This window comes from Microthrixaceae bacterium (assembly GCA_016702505.1).
GTDB lineage: Bacteria > Actinomycetota > Acidimicrobiia > Acidimicrobiales > Iamiaceae > Aquihabitans.
The window spans coordinates 234048-248756 of the sequence record JADJDU010000001.1; the positions used below are offsets into that span (position 1 = coordinate 234048).

17 protein-coding genes are annotated in these 14709 nt (G+C 67.0%); 3 read left to right on the forward strand and 14 right to left on the reverse strand.

Going from position 1 to position 14709, the window contains the following annotated elements; genetic code table 11:
- Positions 1-8: 8 nt before the first annotated feature.
- From IPG97_01085 to IPG97_01105, 5 genes are all read right to left on the reverse strand, one after another.
- Positions 9-581 (reverse strand): thermonuclease family protein, encoded by a 573-nt coding sequence (locus tag IPG97_01085; GenBank protein ID MBK6855184.1) that lies wholly within the window; start codon positions 579-581, stop codon positions 9-11.
- Positions 582-753: 172 nt separating this feature from the next.
- Entirely contained in the window at positions 754-1935 is a 1182-nt protein-coding gene (locus IPG97_01090; protein MBK6855185.1) for a steroid 3-ketoacyl-CoA thiolase, read from the reverse strand.
- A gap of 63 nt (positions 1936-1998) precedes the next feature.
- A complete protein-coding gene (locus IPG97_01095; protein ID MBK6855186.1) occupies positions 1999-2214 on the reverse strand; it encodes a hypothetical protein in 216 nt (71 codons plus the stop codon).
- A gap of 57 nt (positions 2215-2271) precedes the next feature.
- A complete protein-coding gene (locus IPG97_01100) occupies positions 2272-3666 on the reverse strand; it encodes an amidase (protein MBK6855187.1) in 1395 nt (464 codons plus the stop codon).
- A gap of 52 nt (positions 3667-3718) precedes the next feature.
- Positions 3719-4015 (reverse strand): Dabb family protein, encoded by a 297-nt coding sequence (locus tag IPG97_01105; GenBank protein ID MBK6855188.1) that lies wholly within the window; start codon positions 4013-4015, stop codon positions 3719-3721.
- Positions 4016-4262: 247 nt separating this feature from the next.
- Between IPG97_01105 and IPG97_01110 the strand changes: the two genes are divergently transcribed.
- Together IPG97_01110 and IPG97_01115 are read left to right on the forward strand one after the other, a co-directional pair.
- Positions 4263-5114: a thioesterase family protein gene (locus IPG97_01110; GenBank protein ID MBK6855189.1), complete on the forward strand. Its 852-nt coding sequence runs from the start codon at positions 4263-4265 to the stop codon at positions 5112-5114.
- 89 nt (positions 5115-5203) lie between these two features.
- Positions 5204-6169, forward strand: a complete 966-nt coding sequence (locus IPG97_01115) for an LLM class F420-dependent oxidoreductase (GenBank protein ID MBK6855190.1) — start codon at positions 5204-5206, stop codon at positions 6167-6169.
- On the opposite strand, the gene IPG97_01120 is transcribed toward IPG97_01115, so the two are convergent.
- The 9 genes from IPG97_01120 to IPG97_01160 all read right to left on the reverse strand — a co-directional run bounded on the left by IPG97_01120 (position 6166) and on the right by IPG97_01160 (position 13908).
- Positions 6166-7101: a hypothetical protein gene (locus IPG97_01120; GenBank protein MBK6855191.1), complete on the reverse strand. Its 936-nt coding sequence runs from the start codon at positions 7099-7101 to the stop codon at positions 6166-6168. The two genes, IPG97_01115 and IPG97_01120, sit on opposite strands and share 4 nt — an antisense overlap.
- Positions 7102-7258: 157 nt before the next feature.
- Positions 7259-7885, reverse strand: coding sequence for a rhomboid family intramembrane serine protease (locus tag IPG97_01125; GenBank protein ID MBK6855192.1), 627 nt, complete (start codon positions 7883-7885; stop codon positions 7259-7261).
- 61 nt (positions 7886-7946) lie between these two features.
- Positions 7947-8720, reverse strand: coding sequence for an enoyl-ACP reductase FabI (gene fabI / locus IPG97_01130; protein ID MBK6855193.1), 774 nt, complete (start codon positions 8718-8720; stop codon positions 7947-7949).
- A gap of 28 nt (positions 8721-8748) precedes the next feature.
- On the reverse strand, positions 8749-10098 hold the full coding sequence (locus tag IPG97_01135; GenBank protein MBK6855194.1) for a methylmalonyl-CoA carboxyltransferase: 1350 nt from the start codon (positions 10096-10098) through the stop codon (positions 8749-8751).
- Positions 10095-11336: a beta-ketoacyl-[acyl-carrier-protein] synthase family protein gene (locus IPG97_01140; GenBank protein MBK6855195.1), complete on the reverse strand. Its 1242-nt coding sequence runs from the start codon at positions 11334-11336 to the stop codon at positions 10095-10097. Before IPG97_01140 ends, IPG97_01135 begins: the two co-directional genes overlap by 4 nt.
- Entirely contained in the window at positions 11333-11599 is a 267-nt protein-coding gene (locus IPG97_01145; protein MBK6855196.1) for an acyl carrier protein, read from the reverse strand. Before IPG97_01145 ends, IPG97_01140 begins: the two co-directional genes overlap by 4 nt.
- Positions 11600-11855: 256 nt before the next feature.
- Complete coding sequence (gene fabG, locus IPG97_01150) at positions 11856-12620, reverse strand: 3-oxoacyl-ACP reductase FabG (GenBank protein ID MBK6855197.1); 765 nt, start codon at positions 12618-12620, stop codon at positions 11856-11858.
- Positions 12617-13570 carry a beta-ketoacyl-ACP synthase 3 gene (locus tag IPG97_01155; protein MBK6855198.1) on the reverse strand — a complete coding sequence of 318 codons (954 nt, stop codon included), beginning with the start codon at positions 13568-13570 and terminating at the stop codon, positions 12617-12619. Before IPG97_01155 ends, fabG begins: the two co-directional genes overlap by 4 nt.
- Positions 13571-13632: 62 nt before the next feature.
- Positions 13633-13908, reverse strand: a complete 276-nt coding sequence (locus tag IPG97_01160) for a hypothetical protein (protein ID MBK6855199.1) — start codon at positions 13906-13908, stop codon at positions 13633-13635.
- 253 nt (positions 13909-14161) lie between these two features.
- Between IPG97_01160 and IPG97_01165 the strand changes: the two genes are divergently transcribed.
- Positions 14162-14593, forward strand: a complete 432-nt coding sequence (locus IPG97_01165) for a beta-hydroxyacyl-ACP dehydratase (GenBank protein ID MBK6855200.1) — start codon at positions 14162-14164, stop codon at positions 14591-14593.
- Positions 14594-14709: the final 116 nt, after the last annotated feature.

The window sequence follows — 14709 nt, forward strand, 5'->3', positions numbered from 1 at the left end:
GGTGGACGCTATCGCCCTGCGGGGTCGGTGCACGCACCCCACAGTCCGAGCTGGCGGCGTCGAGCTGACTGTTCGGTCCGGGCCAGGTCTGGCCGGTGGGCGATGTTCGGGGTGATGCTCAATATGGTGGCGTAGCCGTCAGCGAGCAATGTCTCATTGATGAACAGGCCGTCAGCACGGCGCCACAGGTAGACCAGCAGCCGGCCGTAGCGGTCCCTGGCCTCGGTATCTCGCTGGACCAAGACTTCGGTTCCCGGTGGCAGCAGGTGTTTGGTGCGGGCCGAGGCTTCAGGTCCGAAGCACTCGACCGGGCTATTGGGTTTGACCGTCTCTGGCGTGTCAATACCGAGCAGGCGAACCCGTTCGACACCAGCACCAGAGAACGACAGGGTGAGGGTGTCCCCGTCTGTGACCCGGTCGACCATGGCCACCAGGCCGGTGCCCCCATCTGGTAGGGGTGCGGTGCTCGGCGGCTGGGGACGGGTGCAGGAGTTCGCCAGCAGGGAGGTGGAGAGCCAGATGATCGAGGCGAGGGTGAGCGAGGGTAGGCGGGTTGTGAAGAGATGGCGGGACGGTCTCATGGCGGACTCCAGTGACGATGTCGATGCTCGTCGGCCGGAGCCGCATGGGTGAGGTTCTGGGCCATGCCTAGGACCTGAGCGGATAGGTCCAGTCGTCGTCGCTACCAGGTTGATCAGACCGAGGCGTTGCCTCGGTTTAACCATTGCCGTGCTTATGGGTCGGCTCGCCTCCTTAAAGCCGTTCGATGATGGTTCCTGTACCCAGGCCGCCTCCGCAGCACATGGAGATGAGCCCGTACCGGCCCCCGGTACGCTCGAGTTCGTTCAATGCCTTGGTGATCAAGACTGCACCGGTGGCTCCCAGCGGGTGCCCCAGAGCGATGGCCCCGCCGTTGGGGTTGACCTTCTCCATGGGCACATCGAACTCGCGGGCCCAGGCCAAGACGACCGAGGCGAAGGCTTCGTTGATCTCGAACGTGTCGATGTCTGCGATGGACAGACCGGTGCGGTCCAGCAGGTGGCGGGTGGCATCTATCGGGCCGGTGAGCATGAGCACGGGATCCACGCCCACTAGGCAGGTATCCACGATGCGGGCCCGCGGGGTGAGGCCCATCTCCGGTGCCCGTGCCGCGGTGGTCAACAGCAATGCGGCGGCACCATCTGAGATCTGTGACGAGGAGCCAGCTGTGTGCACGCCGTCTTCTCGGGCTACGGCCTTGAGGTTGGCCAGCTTTTCTATGGTCGTCTCGCGCAGGCCCTCGTCCCTTGAAACGGTGGTGGTGTCTCCGGTCGGCTTGCCGTCTTCTCCGAGGATGGGGGCTTGGACGGGCGTGATCTGGCCCTCGAATCGGCCATCGGCCCACGCCTGCGCCGCGAGTTGTTGAGAGCGGAGTCCGAAGTCGTCGGCGTCGGAGCGGGTGATGCCCCACTTCTGGGCGATGCGTTCGGCACCTTCGAACTGTGACGTGAACTCGAGGCGGGCGAAGTAGGACTTGGGGATGGGCCGGCCGTAGTCCCCCTTGGCGTTTGAACCGATGGGTACCCTGCTCATGGCCTCGACGCCGCTGGCTATGGCCACGTCGACCACGCCGGCCTGAACCAGCGCGGTGGCGATGTTGGTTGCCTGCTGAGAGGATCCGCATTGGGTGTCGACCGTGGTGGTGGCCACCGACTGGGGCAGGCCTGCGGTCAACCAGGCCGTGCGACCGATGTTGAAGGCCTGCTCACCGATCTGGCTCACGCAGCCGGTCACGACTTGGCCGACCTGATCGCCACCGATGCCGGAGCGGTGCACCACCTCGCTGAGCACGGTACCGAGGGTGTCGGCTGGGTGGTTGGTGGACAGCCCGCCGTTGCGGCGACCCACGGGGGTGCGGACAGCTTCGACGATCACGACATCGGAAGGGGTGGTCATGGTCAAGAAAGGTATCCGTCCCCAAACCAACCTGGCCCAAGAGCCGAGCGGTGCGACGAGGGATCAGGCTGCTTTGGGGCGGTGGTCGTCGGTGGGGCGGTGGGCAGCCAAGGCGGCCCTAGCCGAGGCGATGCCTCGACGGCCGACCTCCCTGGTGCGTTCGTCTAGCTGCCAGTTCCGGGGAGTTCCGGTGGGGCGGGCGGCGGTGATCGTCGTGAGTGGAAGCTGCTCGGCCATGTCATCAGTCTCCTCGTGGGGTGTGACAACGAGTCTTTCCACCTCTGATCGTACATGTGTTCGATGAAGGATGCGAGTGGAAAAGGCGATCCAAGTTGTTCAGAGGGGTGCGCCGGGGGCCACCAACGGCCACGGGCAGGTTTGCTCCACCCGGAGGGCCAGGTCCAACAGAAGTTGGTCCTGGTGGTGGCGACCGATCATCTGCATGCCCACAGGCAGACCCTCGAAGGGCTCCACCGGAACCGACACCGCGGGATTGCCGCAGATGTTGGCAGGGATGGTTAGGGCGCCGTTGTTCCCGAGATCAACCCTCTGGTCGCCAACCCGGGTATTGGTGGTGATGTGAGCCGGGAAGGCCACGTCGGGGTTGGTGGCGCAGATGAGCACGTCGACCTGGTCGAAGATGTCGGCCATTGCCTCGTTGGCGGCGGTGCGTGTGGCTTCGCCCCGGGCGTTGGTCTCCAAGCTGACGAGCTGTTCGGCCATCTCGAGACCGAACGCGATCTCCGGCGTGAGCAGGTCCTTGCAGTCGGGCCACAGGCCCTCCAGGTCCTGGCGCAGCCCCGACAGGTTGCCCAGAGCCCAGGCCACGTCGAGCTTGGGAAACTTCACGTCCAGATCGACAACGGTGAGCCCAGCATCTCGAGCCAAAGCCTCTGCTGCTGCCGCCACCCGCTCGGAAACCTCGGGGCGAACCACGGCGGTTCCCAACGTGGGGGAGATGGCCACTCGCAGACCCGACAGGTCATGGCTGCCCAAGTCCCGCTCCCAGCCGTCGATGCGAGGCAACGAGTACGGGTCGCGGGAGTCGTATCCGCTGGCTACGTCGAACCACCGGGCTGCATCGCGTACTGAACGAGCCTGGCAGCCGAGGACAACCGTCATGGGATGGATGAGCGTCTTCGGCCCTCGAGGTATGCGTCCCGCCGTTCCCTTCATGCCGAGCAGACCACAGAACCCGGCCGGGATGCGTATGGATCCACCGCCGTCGCCTCCGGTGGCGATGGTCACGAGACCTCCGGCCACCGCTGCCGACGACCCGCCCGACGAACCCCCCGCCGTGCGGCCCTGGCCCCAAGGGTTGGTGCACGTTCCATGGATCTTGTTGGTGGAGATGTTGAGCCCGCCGAACTCCGAAGCCAGGGTCTGGCCCACGGGAACGATGCCGCCTCGTTCCAGTAGTCGGGTGTGTGAGGTGGAGGACCGGTCGGCCGTCCGCGCCTCGAACACCAACGACTCCTCTGTGTACGGCCAGCCCTTCACCGGCTCGAGTGCCTTGATCCCCACCGGGACACCGCCGAATGGCAGCGAGACGTCGGCGGCTGCGGCTCGGGCCCGGGCCCGTTCCTCGTCGAGCCAGACGAAGGCCCCTAACTCGCTGGCCTCGATGGCGGCAAACGTGGCTTCCAGCTCTTCGGCGGGTGAACGCTCACCGGAGCGGAAGGCATCGACCAGAGATGAGGCATCTCCGGCCCAGGGCTTGTCCACGGTCATGACTTTCCTTCCGATGGTGTCAACCGGGGCGGTTGTCGGTGTAGGTCGACGCTCAGAACTCGAACTGGACCGAGCGTCGCTCGGCGGTGATGGGTTCGATGTGGTCGGTGATCACGGCTAGATGTTCGGGGTGGGTGCGGTAGGTGTGGAAGTCCTCTACCGAAGCGAAACGAGCGGAGACGGCGAAGTCCCAGGAACCCTCGGTGATCCCCAGGTTCGAGCCGACGGCGTAGGTGGCCACCTGGGGAATCAAGCCCGGCAGACGACGAAGGGCGGTGGCCATGGCATCAATGGCCGAAGCATCGGTGTCTTCCAGGAATCGGAATAAGACGACGTGTTGGATGGCCATGCGCCTACTTCCCCAATCGAACTTGCGGGTTTGGTGGACCGAGACCCCGTGATGACCGAGGACCGTTCGGGCAGGACCGTAGGCGCTGTACCTGCTGCCGTCACTCCCGGTCGTCGCCGTCGCCGGCGCCGCCACAAGGCCAGCCCGTGCGACGTGAGCTCGCTTGGCCCGACGCTCCGTGGTTCGATCCCCGGTGGGCGAGGACACCTGCCCCTGCGGTGTTGTGGCCCCCGTAGGCTCGTTCACCGTGGATGCTCAGGAGTTCCTCGATCTCACCGCCACTCACAACCCTCACCGCTGGTACCTGCCGGTAACCAATGGACTGTCCACCCTTGGCGGGTTCCTGTTCGGTGGCTGCGGGCTCGGTGCCGCGGTCTTGGCTCTTGAGATGGCCACCGGTCGACCCGTCGTGTGGGCGACCGCCCAGTACCTGTCCTACGCCACGCCCGGATCCGTGCTCGACCTCGATGTGACGGTGGCCGTGTCGGGGCGCAACAGCACCCAGGCCCGCGTCGTTGGTCATGTCGAGGACCGGGAGATCTTCACCGTCAACGCTGCATTGGGTTCACGGTCCACCGATTCCGATCAGGTGTGGGTGGAGCCGATCGACGTGCCTCGCCCCGAGGATTGCCCGGCCCGTTCACTTCGCGTGCCGGGAGAGGACTCGTTGATGAGCCGCTTCGAAACCCGTCTGGCGTTGGCCCGGGACTGGGAGCAGTTGCCCGGCAACCCTATGGAGCGGGGACGGAGCGCCCTGTGGGTCCGCATCCCAGAGCTCACCGAGCCGTCTGCGGTGGCTCTGGCCATCCTCGGCGACTATGTGCCGTTCGGGATCGGTCAGTCACTCGGCGCCTACGCCGGGGGCAACAGCCTGGACAACACGCTACGGGTCATACGGGTGGTACCGAGCGAGTGGATCCTGGTCGAGGTCCAAGTCGACGGCATCGGCAACGGGTTCGGCCACGGCACCGTCCACCTGTGGGCCGACGACGGCACCCTCATGGCCACCGCCTCCCAGTCCACCATTGTCCGGTACTGGGATCCCGCGGGAACCACCATCGGAAGCCGACCCAGCCTCCCGCCCCAGGACCGAGGCTGAACGGGATCTGCCAGCGCACCGGCAATGGCGCCCACCGAGTAGGTGGGGCGTCCAGGCCATGGCCGACGCCCGGCGTGTAGGTTCCGGCCATGACCTATCAGGGCTACGGGATGACGATCCCTATCGACGGTGTCCCCCTCCATGCCCAGCGGGACTGGATCGTCGAACTGGAAGACTTGGGCTACACCGACGTGTGGTCCAGCGAGGCCAACATGGCCGATGGGTTCACGCCACTGGCATTGGCGTCGGTGTGGGCTCCGTCTCTTCGTCTCGGCTCGGCCATCGTTCCCGCCTTCACTAGGGGGCCGGCCACCCTGGCCCAGTGCGTGGCGTCGCTGGCCGATGCTGCCCCGGGACGGGTCGCCTTCGGCATCGGAACCTCGTCCAACGTGATCGTGGAGCGATGGAACGACATTCCCTTCACCGAGCCCTACAAGAAGACCCGCGACACTGTGCGCCTCTTGCGGACGACCCTCACCGGAACCAAGGTGAGCGAGGATTACGACACCTTCTCGGTCAAGGGCTTCAAGTTGGGGATTGTGCCCGAGAAACAGCCCAAGATCCTCATCGCCGCCCTCCGCGAAGGAATGTTGGGGCTGGCTGGACGCGAAGGCGACGGTGCCATCCTCAACTGGCTGGGTGCCGACGACGTGCCGACGGTGACGCCTCACGTCCACCAGGGCGGAGCGGACAAGGAGGTGGTGGCCAGGATCTTCGTCGCGCCAACGACCGACCGGGATCTGGTGTTGGAATACGGCCGGTTCTTCATTGCCGCATATTTGACGGTGCCGGTCTACGCCGAGTTCCAGCGATGGCTGGGCCGAGCCGACGTGCTTCAACCAATGTGGGATCACTGGGCGGCCGGGGACCGCAAGGCTGCGTTGTCCGCCATCCCTGAATCGGTGGTAGATGACCTGATCATCCACGGAACCCCCGAACAGTGCCGTGACCACATTGCTCGCTACCAGGCCAACGGCGTGACAACGCCGGTGATCGCCATGCTGCCGTTCGGCATCGACCAACGTCAGGCCATTCGGGACCTCGCCCCCCGCTAAGGAGGTGCGCCGATAGGCGGACCGACCCATAGATACGGCATGTCTAAACCGAGGCGAAGCCTCGGTCTGATCACCCTTGCAGCGACGACGACTGGACCTATCCGCTCGGGTCCTAAGGCCAAGGACCCGAGCGGATAGGTCAGGCCTGGGCGGCGTTGGGTGAGCAGGTCGAGAAGGGTCCGCAGGAGCGTCTCGTCGAGGTTGCGGTCCACCGCGGTCGAGTTGAGCACCGTGACCATATCTCCGGTCCGAAACGCCACGACCGCCATGCTCACCGGGTGGTCGGGCGTGTCGTCGAGAGGAGAGATGACGAACTCGCCCGACATGGCGACGGCTTCGTCACCCAGGCTGGGGGCCGTTTCGTTGCGGGTGAGGCTTCCCGTCCGCTCGTAGGCGTCGGTGGAGCCGTTGAAGAGCTCGTTCACACACGACAAGAACCGATCGGTCCCAATGTCTTCCATCAACTTGGTGGCTGAGTCGACCGAGTCCATGACGGTGACCGAGCTGCTGGCCTGGAGCGTCCCGGGATCGACCGAGGTGGAGAAGCCATCGGACCGGTAGAGGCCCAGCAGATGGGTGTCGAGGTCGACCTCGGTGCAGGTCTCCATCGGGCCAGCGTCGCCTTCGGCGGGGGGTAGGTGTTCCCAGCCCGACGGAAAATCATCGAACGTCAACGAGGCGGCTTCGGCGCGTTCCATGGCCTCCTTCATGGATGCTTCCAACTCGGGGTCCAGCGTCACTGTCGTGGCGACCTCGGTGGTGGAGGTGCCGCTGGACCCGGCTTCGGAGCTTGTGGTCGTCGACTCGTCGGCCCTTTCGGTAGATCCATCATCTCCGCTGCATCCGCCGAGCACGCTCCCAACCAGGGCGACCGTCAGCATCAAGCGGCGCGCTCGCCGGGGAAGGGTGCGAAGGGTGGGGTGCAACAACAAGGGGTCTCCTGGCTGGTGGCGACGGGTCAGTGATCGCGGGCGTGGTCGGGTCGGCCGATCATCGGCGATGGGTAGGCGTGGTCAGCATGACATGGCCTGAGTCGCCGCCGGAAGCGGCCACGGGGCGGCAGCAGGGCGGGCGCAACGGCACCCACCTCTAGGCGGTGGACCCGGACCGACGGGTGGTGACGGCCTCGTTGTGCACAACACGGGCGGCCAGGACACCTCCGACGGCTCCGAACAGGTGACCCTGCCAGGAGATGCCGGGCCGGGGTAGCACCCCCCACAGCACCCCGCCGTAGAGGAACAGCACCACCAAACCCACCACGAGGTTCATGACCTTCCGCTCGTAGAACCCGCGGGACAACAGGTAGGTGAGGTAGCCGAACACCAAGGCGCTGGCCCCGATGTGGACGGTGTCGTCGGGACCCAGCAGCCACACCCCCACGCCGGCCACCAAAGTGACGATGCCCGTGACCACGAAATACCGCGCTACCCCTCCGGCCGCCACCATCGCACCCAGGATCAGAAACGGAACGGTGTTGGAGATCAGGTGGCCGAAACCGTCGTGTAGGAACGGCATGGTGACCACGCCGACCAGTCCTTGGACCTCGCGAGGCTGGATCCCCCATCGGTCGAAGCTGGTACGGGGGATCAGGTCGACGATCTCCACCAGCCACATGACGGCCAGCATCATCCCCACCACCAGGATCGGCCGCGCCCATTCGGGAAGGTTCAGGCTGTCCTCATCGGCACCGGCTGGTGCGGTCGCGACCCCAGCCATCGCTGACATTCCTGGTGAGTTCTGGTTCTTGGCCATCGATGCCTCCCGCTTTCGACCCAGCCTAGGAGGCACCTCCGCCGATCGCGTGGGCACCCCCGTCGACGTGGACGATCTCGCCGGTGGTGGCCGGGAACCAGTCCGACAACAAGGCCACCACGGCCCGCGCTGTTGGTTCGGGGTCGTCGACATCCCAGCCGAGCGGGGCGGTTCGGCTCCAGGTGTCCTCGATGCGGGCGAAACCGGGGATGCTGCGGGCGGCGACGGTTCGCAGTGGACCGGCCGCGACCAGGTTCACCCGCACCCCGTGGGGACCGAGGTCCCGGGCCAGGTAGCGCGACGCCGACTCCAATCCTGCCTTGGCTACGCCCATCCAGTCGTAGGCCGGCCACGCCACCGAGGCGTCGAAGTCCAGGCCCACCACCGAGGCTCTGGTGGTCAGCAGGGGCCGAACTGCTTTGACCAACGCCGGCAAGGACCAGGTCGACACCCGCAGCGCGGTGGCCACGTCATCCCACGATGCTCCGAACAGGCCGTCGTCGTGTCCGAGGCAGTCGGCCGGCGCGAAACCAACAGAATGAACCACACCGTCCAGTTCACGAACGCCCAGTCGTTCGGCCAACGAAGCGAGGTGGTCCTCGTCGGTGACGTCGAGCTCCACCACCACCGGTTCGATCGGGAGCCGGCGAGCAGCTCGACGGGTAACCGGAAGCGCCCGGCCGAACGAGGTGAGTACCACCGTCGCCCCTTGTTCCTGGGCCAGTCGGGCCACGGTGAAGGCGATCGACGATGGTGTGAGGACACCGGTGACCAGCACGGTTCGGTCGGTGAGCAGCATCGGGGTTCCAGTCGAGTGGGGGAGGGGATCAGAGCGGTTGGTTCGAATGTTTGCGCGCCGGGAGGTGCGGTCGCTTCGTGTGGAGTCGACCGAGGGCCGCGGTCAGCACCCGACGGGTGTCGGCCGGATTGATCACACTGTCGACGAGGCCTCGCTCCGCGGCCAATCGAGGCGTGCAATACGTCGACCGGTACTCATCCTCCAGGCGGGCTCGCATCGCCGGGGCGATCTGACCTCGATGGAGGATCTCCATGGCTCCGGCGGGGCCCATCACCGCGATCTCCGCCCGGGGCCAGGCCAGTACCAGATCGCTACCCATGGTGTGGGAATCCATCACGATGTAGGCGCCGCCGTAGGCCTTGCGCAGGATCACACATACTCTCGGGACGGTGGCCGCGGCATAGGCGTGGACCAAGGTCGCGCCGTGGCGGATCATGCCGCGGGCCTCGATGTCTCGACCGGGCTGGTACCCCGGGGTGTCCACCAACGTCACCAGCGGCAACCCGAAGGAGTCGGCACACTGGACGTGGCGTGCACCCTTCACCGAGGAATCGATGTCCAACGTGCCGGCCAGCACACAGGGCTGGTTGGCCACCACCGCCACCGACCGTCCCGCCAGGCGGGCGTAGGCGGTGACCAGTCCGGGGGCGTGCTCGGCGTGGACTTCCAGCACGCTGTCACGGTCGAAGATGTCAGCCAGCACGTCACGCACGTCGTAAGCCTTGGCCGGGTCGGCTGGAACCGTTGCTGCGGCCAGCTCACACAGGCGACCGGCGGGATCATCGGTGAAGCGGATCGGTGCGTCGTCTAAGTGGTTGTCGGGTAGGTGATCGAGCAGGTCGCCCACGGCATCGAGGGCATCGTCGGCGTCATGGGCGATCAAGGCAGCCAACCCGGTGACCCGGCTGTGGACCCGTCCTCCCCCGAGGCGCCCCGGGTCGGTGAGGGTGCCGGTGATGGTGGCTACCGGCCCGGGCCCATTCACATAAGCCGAAGCCTCGGTGGTCATGACCACGTGATCGGCTAGCGCGAGGAGAGGAGCCAGGCTGCCGTGAACCGGGCCGGTCACGGCTAGGACGATGGGCACCACACCCGAGGCCCGTACCGCCGCAGCGGCCACCCGGCCCCACGCCGCCAGCCCGGCCAGCCCCTCGGGTCCGGGTGGCACCGACACCGACCGCACCATCCCGACCACGGGGCATCCGATCGAGGTGGCCAACGTGATGGCGCGGGCCACCACCTCTGCCTCGGCGGACCCGTCGCCACCGCGGCGTCGGCCCGACAGTTCGAACCACGCCACCGTCCGGCCACTGAGCTCTCGGAGGTCGGCGGTCACGGCATCGGGCCGGTCGACACAGACCGGGGTTGTGATGGTCATCGGGATCGATCGGCGGGATGGGCGACCAACACCAGCGATGCGTTGTGGCCTCCGAAACCGAAGGAGTTGGACAGGGCCACCTTGTCGTCGTTTCGACGGGGTCGGTTGCGGACCAGATCGACCCTGTGGTCTACGTCGGGATCGTCGAGGTTCGCGACCGGTGGAACCAGTCCGTGTCGGGCGCTGAGCAAGGTCAAGATGGCCTCTACCGCGCCGGCCGCTCCCACCAGGTGGCCGGTGACCCCTTTGGTCGAGGTGACCGGTGGCGTGGAGCCACCGAAGAGCCGCACCAGCGCCTCGGACTCGGCTCGGTCGTTCAGTGGGGTCGAAGTGCCGTGAGCGTTGACGTGGCCGACCTGGGCCGGGGTCATGCCAGCGTCGGCCAGCGCTGCCTCCATGCACGCCAGCGCGCCAGCGCCGGTCGGGTCCGGGGCGGTTATGTGATGGGCGTCGCAGGTGGCGCCGTACCCGGCCACCTCACCAATGGTCGCGGCACCACGTCGGCGGGCGTGTTCCTCGCTCTCGAGGACCACGATGCCAGCTCCTTCTCCCATCACGAAGCCGTCGCGGTCTCGGTCGAAGGGTCGTGACGCTCCGTGGGGATCGTGGTGGCGGCGGCTCAATGCCCCCATCCGGGCGAACCCGGCGAGGGCGGTCGGTGTAATGGCGGCCTCGGCTCCGCCAGCCACCACCACATCTGCTCGACCGGCTCTGATGAGGGCGGCTCCTTCCCCGATGCTGTTGGCTCCCGACGCACATGCCGTAGCCACCGCCAGTGCCGGGCCCCGGAATCCGTGGTGTAGGGCGATCAGCCCGGCGGTGGCGTTGGACATCATCATGGGAATGAGTAGTGGGCTGACCCGATCGGTCCCGCGGGTGACCCTCGTCGACACTCCTTCCTCCAAGGTGATGAGACCACCGACCCCCGACCCGACCACCACCGCGACGCGGGTCGGGTCCAAGCCGGGATCGGGCAGACGGTCGGGGCCGGAGAGGCCGGCCTGAGCCAGTGCTTCGTCCGCCGCTACCAGGCCGAACTGACCAACCCGGTCCACCCTTCTGGCCTCGCGGGGATCGAGCACCGACGATGGGTCGAAGTCGGTCACTGGGGCGGTCAGGTTCTCGTCGGTGCAGCCGTGCCCGGTGAGCGTCCTCTGAAAGGTGGACATGGCCGTGCCCCCGGCCGGGGTCACCGCCCCGAGGCCTGTCACCACCACGGTGGCGCGGGTCGCGGTCACGCGGCTTGGTCCAGGTGGCTCATCACCAGGTCGGCGGCGGCGCCGATTGTGGTCACCGCCTCCAGGTCCTCCTCGGGGATGCGCAGGTCGTAGCGCTCCTCGAGCACCATGACGACTTCGACCAGGGCGAGGCTGTCGGCTTCCAGGTCGGCGGCGAACTCGGTTGCTTCGCCCAGTTTGTTTCGCTCGACTCGGAGCACTTCGACGCAGGCGTCGAGCACTGAATCGATGATCTCGGAGCGGGTGACGGGGTTCGTGGTCATTGTCGTGTTCCTTGGTTGTTGGTTGTTGGTTGTTGGTTGTTGGTTGTTGGTCTCGGTGTGGCCACCATTGGTGTTCAGCCGTTAGGTCGGCGATCGAACTCCGCCGGAAGTTTCTGCCTCTCGTCCGATCGGGTCCTGAGGACCCGATCGGATAGGTCCGGTCGTTTTCGCTGCGAGGGTGATCAGACCGAGGCGTTGCCACGTTTTTCCATGCCGTGCTTGTGGGTCGGTCCGCCTATCGGCGCACCTCGTGAGCTCAGTGACCCATCCCCAGCCCGCCATCGACGGGAAGGACCGCACCGGTCACGAAGGCAGCGGCATCCGAGCAGAGATAGGCGGCAGCTGCGGCCACCTCCTCGGGTTGGCCGAGGCGACCCACCGGAACCTGGGCCGCCATTCCGTCGATCCGTCCCGCCCCGATCTGGGCCAGCATCGGCGTGTCTATGGGCCCAGGCGCGACCGCGTTGACCGTCACCGACCGGGACGCCAGTTCCCGAGCCAGAGACCGCGTGAAGCCGATCAGACCCGCCTTCGCGGTGGCGTAGTTGACCTGGCCAGCCGATCCGCTGAGACCGACCACGGAGGTGACGTTCACGATGCGTCCCCACCGGGCTCGAACCATCGACGGCACCACTCTGCGGGTGAGACGGAAGGTTCCGTCCAGGTTGGTGGCCATGACCCTCGACCAGTCGGCATCAGACATCCGTATGAACAGACCGTCGGAGGTGAGCCCGGCGTTGTTCACCAGCACCGTGACCGGCCCCAGTTCGGCCTCGAGAACGGTGACGCTCCGCTCGATCGACTCGGCATCGGTCAGGTCCAGGTGGACGGCCATGGCGTGACTGCCCGCGGCGGTGATCGCCTCGACCGCCGCCCGGGCAGACTCGGGATCAGATCGCCATCCCACTCCCACCGCATGTCCGGACTGGGCCAGGGCCCGAGCCGTGGCAGCACCGATGGCCCCGGTGGCCCCGCTTACCAACGCCACCCGGGCCTGGGACTTGGCCCCTAGGGCGGTCATCGTCCCCACCTCATGACCAGGCTGGCCCATCCCAGACCGGCGCCGACACTGCTGAGCAGTACCGTCGCACCAGCGTCGAGTCGGCCTTGGGAGCGGGCGCTGTGAAGCGCCAAGGGGATCGATGCCGCCGAGGTGTTGGCCCTCTCGGCCACGTCGACAACTACTCGCGCCGGATCCACTCCCAGCCGTTCTGCCGCGGCAGCGATGATGCGGGCGTTGGCCTGATGGGGCACGAACAGATCGACGTGGCCGGCGGCCAGGCCGGCCCGGTCCAGGGCGGCCGCGGAGGAGGCCACCATGGCGCGGGTGGCGCGTCGGAAAAGATCGGGGCCGTCCATGGTCAGGTGGTCCCGGCCCGGAGTCACCTCGATCAGTCTCAACGTGCGCGGGGCGCCTCCCTGGTCGGTGCCGAGGATCCCGGGAGCTCCCGGGCGTCGGGTGACCTTTTGGATCACCATCGCTCCTGCACCGTCACCGAAGAGGACCGCGGTGTTGCGGTCGGTCGGATCGGTCAGGGACGTGTAGCGGTCGGCCCCGATCACCAGCGCCGTGCCCACCGAGTCGGCCACCAACGCCGCCGCCGCGCCGAGGGCATGAACGAACCCACAACAAGCGGCGTTCACGTCGAATCCGCCGGCGCGAACTCCGAGAGCTGAGGCCACCCGGGCCGCGGTGGAGGGGCAGCCTGAATCGGGTGTGGAAGTGGCGATCACGATCAGATCGAGCGTGGCCGGGGTGATACCGGCATCGCCGAGGGCGTTGACCGCGGCCTGGGAGGCCAGCGCAGTGGTGGATTCGTCGGCGCCCGCCACCCGGCGGGCGTGGATTCCGGTGCGCCCCACGATCCAGGCGTGGTCGGTGTCCATGCTGGCACCGAGGTCCCGGTTCGTCACCCGTTTCGTGGGTAGCGCCACACCGATTCCGGCCACCGCGAAGGCCAGCCGGGGGATCGAAGGAGCGGAGTGATCGACCGACGCGGACGAGGTGTCCCGAGCCGAAACCGAAGCCGTGCTCACACCGAGACCGGGTGGATCAGGGCCACGGGCTGGCCGACCCGGACGTGTTCGCCGGGGTCGGCCAGAAGCCTCATCAAGAACCCGGCGCAGAAGGTGTGGATCGGTTCGTGGTTCCCAGATCGGACCACGTGTCCGATCACGTCGCCGCTGTGGACCACCTCACCTTCGGCGGTCACCACGCGAGGGGTGGCCGGGTGGAATCGTCCATCTTGGGGCGCGACCACTAGGCGCAGGTCGAGCACCACTGCGTCACCGTCAGCGGAAGCCTCCATCACCATCGGGTCGGCGTGGCCAACTTCCGACTCCGGCTCCGGCGCCGGATGTCGATCTTGAGGTTGGGGGGATGTCACGAGGAGGTCAGACCGCCCCCGACGCCCGAGGTTTCGCCTTACCCGTCGGTAGCTTGGAAAAGACCGCCGGGTAACAACCCGGCCGACCGACGGTTCACCATGGTGGGCGGCCCGGCGGCTGAGCCCGTCGACCGCGACGTTGTAACGGTGGGACCGATGGGCGGTCTGAGGACGGGTGATCGACCTGTTGCCGCATAGGCCGCCGTTTCGCTTCCTGGACACCGTGGAGCGGTGCGAGCCAGGAAGGCACGCCGTGACCCGATGGCGGATCGAAGGAGACGAGGCCTGGCTGGCCGGCCATTTTCCGGGTCGTCCAGTCGTGCCGGGGGTGCTCCAGGTCGAGGCGCTAGCTCAGACCGGAGCCTTGGCAGTGCTGGCCGACCCGGCCCACGTCGGGCGATTGCCGCTGCTGGCCGGACTGGAGGACGTCAGGTTTCCCTCCATGGTCGAACCTGGAGATGAACTGCTCCTGGAGGTGACGCTCGAGCGCATGGGTCCCCGGGGAGGTTGGGGGCATGGCACTGCTTCGAGAGCTGGCGTCACCACATGTCGGGCCCGCATGTTCTTCGTGTTCGCTCCAGTAGCCGGCGACCGGATCCGGGCTTAGGAGGCGAGCCGATAGGCGAGCCGACCCATAGGCACGGCATGGTTAAACCGAGGCGGAGCCTCGGTCTGATCAACCTGGTTGCGACGACGACTGCACCTATCCGCTAGGACCCTTAG

What these genes read in the sequence shown, in the direction of transcription:
- IPG97_01085 (MBK6855184.1), bottom strand. Translation starts at nt 581, where the DNA reads ATGAGACCGTCCCGCCATCTCTTCACAACCCGCCTACCCTCGCTCACC.
- IPG97_01090 (MBK6855185.1), bottom strand. Translation starts at nt 1,935, where the DNA reads ATGACCACCCCTTCCGATGTCGTGATCGTCGAAGCTGTCCGCACCCCC.
- IPG97_01100 (MBK6855187.1), bottom strand. Translation starts at nt 3,666, where the DNA reads ATGACCGTGGACAAGCCCTGGGCCGGAGATGCCTCATCTCTGGTCGAT.
- IPG97_01105 (MBK6855188.1), bottom strand. Translation starts at nt 4,015, where the DNA reads ATGGCCATCCAACACGTCGTCTTATTCCGATTCCTGGAAGACACCGAT.
- IPG97_01115 (MBK6855190.1), top strand. Translation starts at nt 5,204, where the DNA reads ATGACCTATCAGGGCTACGGGATGACGATCCCTATCGACGGTGTCCCC.
- IPG97_01125 (MBK6855192.1), bottom strand. Translation starts at nt 7,885, where the DNA reads ATGGCTGGGGTCGCGACCGCACCAGCCGGTGCCGATGAGGACAGCCTG.
- fabI (MBK6855193.1), bottom strand. Translation starts at nt 8,720, where the DNA reads ATGCTGCTCACCGACCGAACCGTGCTGGTCACCGGTGTCCTCACACCA.
- IPG97_01135 (MBK6855194.1), bottom strand. Translation starts at nt 10,098, where the DNA reads ATGACCATCACAACCCCGGTCTGTGTCGACCGGCCCGATGCCGTGACC.
- IPG97_01145 (MBK6855196.1), bottom strand. Translation starts at nt 11,599, where the DNA reads ATGACCACGAACCCCGTCACCCGCTCCGAGATCATCGATTCAGTGCTC.
- fabG (MBK6855197.1), bottom strand. Translation starts at nt 12,620, where the DNA reads ATGACCGCCCTAGGGGCCAAGTCCCAGGCCCGGGTGGCGTTGGTAAGC.
- IPG97_01160 (MBK6855199.1), bottom strand. Translation starts at nt 13,908, where the DNA reads ATGGAGGCTTCCGCTGACGGTGACGCAGTGGTGCTCGACCTGCGCCTA.